The sequence below is a fragment of the Allolucifera butyrica genome (assembly GCF_900476375.1).
Taxonomy (GTDB): domain Bacteria; phylum Bacillota; class Negativicutes; order Sporomusales; family UPPP01; genus Lucifera; species Lucifera butyrica.
The window spans coordinates 1-2177 of sequence record NZ_UPPP01000120.1; the positions used below are offsets into that span (position 1 = coordinate 1).

General features: G+C 54.1%; 4 protein-coding genes. All 4 read left to right on the forward strand.

The genetic code is table 11. The annotated features are described in order from the left end of the window. Positions 1–9: 9 nt before the first annotated feature. Positions 10–96, forward strand: coding sequence for an FAD-linked oxidase C-terminal domain-containing protein (locus tag LUCIF_RS23440; protein ID WP_279386988.1), 87 nt, complete (start codon positions 10–12; stop codon positions 94–96). A gap of 68 nt (positions 97–164) precedes the next feature. Beyond that, positions 165–863, forward strand: a complete 699-nt coding sequence (locus LUCIF_RS23445) for a FadR/GntR family transcriptional regulator (protein ID WP_122630248.1) — start codon at positions 165–167, stop codon at positions 861–863. A 15-nt stretch (positions 864–878) separates the two neighbouring features. Further along, positions 879–1664, forward strand: a complete 786-nt coding sequence (locus LUCIF_RS23450) for an electron transfer flavoprotein subunit beta/FixA family protein (RefSeq protein ID WP_122630249.1) — start codon at positions 879–881, stop codon at positions 1662–1664. Between the two features lie 17 nt (positions 1665–1681). After that, a partial coding sequence (locus LUCIF_RS27120) for a 4Fe-4S binding protein (protein WP_122630250.1) occupies positions 1682–2177 on the forward strand: 496 nt, incomplete at its 3' end.

A 2177-nucleotide genomic window follows, 5' to 3' on the forward strand; every position in this document is an offset into this window, starting at 1 on the left:
GCCAATCCGGTGGAACTGGATATGATGAAAGCGATTAAAAAGGCGCTGGACCCGAACCTGATTATGAATCCCGGTAAAGTAATCGCCGTGGACTAAAGAAGCAGGCGGAATTGCCTGCAGGGTGGCAGGGCACACAAGGGATGGCTGATGAGGAGAGTTAACCAGTGAATTTTGTGTCAATTAAGCCGAAGAAGTTGTACCAGTGTGTCATCCAGCAGGTAAAACAAATGATTTATGAAGGCCGCCTGAAAAAAGGGGACAAATTGCCGACGGAGCGGGAGCTCTCGGCGCTGTTGGGAGTAAGCCGGACAGCGATCCGGGAGGCGGTGAGCGCATTGGAAATCATCGGCATTGTGGAGAGCCGCCACGGCGACGGCATCTTCGTGTGTTCGGACCCGCTGAAGCACAATATTATGGAACCGCTGTCGATGTTATTTATGCTGGAAGAAAACGTGCAGCCCCAGTTGATCGGGGTGCGGAAAATGCTGGAGGCGGAGTGCTCTTATTTAGCGGCGCAAAATGCCCGGCCGGAGGAACTGGCGGAGATGACGCGGTGTATCCGGGATTTTGAGCAGAACACGATGGATCAGGTATTCAGCGGGGAAGTGGACCGGGATTTTCATTTTGCCGTAGCCAAGGCAAGCGGCAATATTTTGTTATATCATTTATTCGTGGCCATATCCGATGTCCTGGAACGGCATATTCGGATGATGCGCCTGAGTATCAGCCGGGAACCGGAGAATATAAACCGGCTGCTGGAGCAGCATCAGCGGATTTATCAGGCAATTTGCGGCCACGATGCCCCGGGAGCGCGCCGGATGATGGAAGAACACATAGAATTTGTTAAATCGTTCATAGAATGAAAAGAGGGGTGTAGAATGGAAATCGTTGTATGTGTTAAGCAAGTACCCGACACCACGGAAGTGAAAATTGACCCTGAGACAAACACGCTGGTGCGCCAGGGGGTACCCAGCATTGTCAATCCCTTTGACAAGAACGCGGTCGAAGCGGCCTTGCAGTTGAAGGAAAAACATGGCGGCAAAGTAACGGTCCTTTCCATGGGACCGCCGCAGGCAAAAGATGCTCTGAAGGAATGTCTGGCCATGGGGGTGGATGAAGCCATTCTGCTGAGCGACCGGGCTTTTGGCGGGGCCGATACATTGGCTACCAGCCATACCCTGGCTGCCGGCATTAAAAAAATGGGCAACGTGGATGTCATCTTCTGCGGCAAACAGGCCATTGACGGTGATACCGCCCAGGTCGGGCCGGAAATTGCCGAACATCTCGGCATTGCGCAGGTAACCTATGTAGCCAAGGTGGAAGTGAACGACGGGGTTGTCCGGGTGGAACGGGAACAGGAAGAAGGCTATGAAGTCATTGAAACCTCCCTGCCGGTTTTGCTAAGTGTTGTTAAGTCCATTAACGAACCACGGTTTCCGACCGTAAGAAATACTATGAAAGCCAATCGCAAGGAAATTCCGGTATGGACCGCCACCGATGTCGAGGTGGAACCGGGACTCATCGGCTTAAAGGGGTCCCCGACCCAGGTACGGCGTATTTTCACCCCCAAGCAGCGTGTGCAGGGGGAAATGATTGAGGCCGAGACGCCGCGGGAAGCCGCTGCCTTACTGGCGCGCAAACTGACGGAAGCAAAGATTATCTAATGGGAGGGGAAAAATAAATGGCTGTTGTAGTAAAAAAAGCGGAATGTATTGGCTGCGGCGCCTGTGTGGGCACCTGTCCGTTCGGCGCCATCGAAATGCGGGAGGACAAGGCGTTTATCACCGAGGCCTGTACGGCCTGCGGCGCGTGTATCGATGTCTGTCCCGTCGGGGCGATTGTCCGGGAAACGGAAGAAAAGAACGTGGCCATGGATAAGGCGGAATACAAGGGCGTCTGGGTGTATGTGGAACAAGTGGGCGGACAGGCCCGCAATGTAGCGCATGAACTTCTGGGCCAGGGAAGGCTGCTGGCGGATGCGCTGGGGCAGGAACTGGCCGGCGTGATCATCGGGGAACAGGTGGCAGGGCTGGCAAAAGAAGTCTTTGCCAACGGGGCCGATAAAGTCTATTTGGTGGAAGGCCCGGAATTCAGCCATTACAACACCGACGCGTACACCATTACTCTGACGGACCTCATCAAAACCTATAAACCGTCCGTAATCCTGATGGGCGCGA

Coding starts and splice junctions, on each gene's coding strand:
- LUCIF_RS23450 (WP_122630249.1), top strand. CDS start 879: ATGGAAATCGTTGTATGTGTTAAGCAAGTACCCGACACCACGGAAGTG.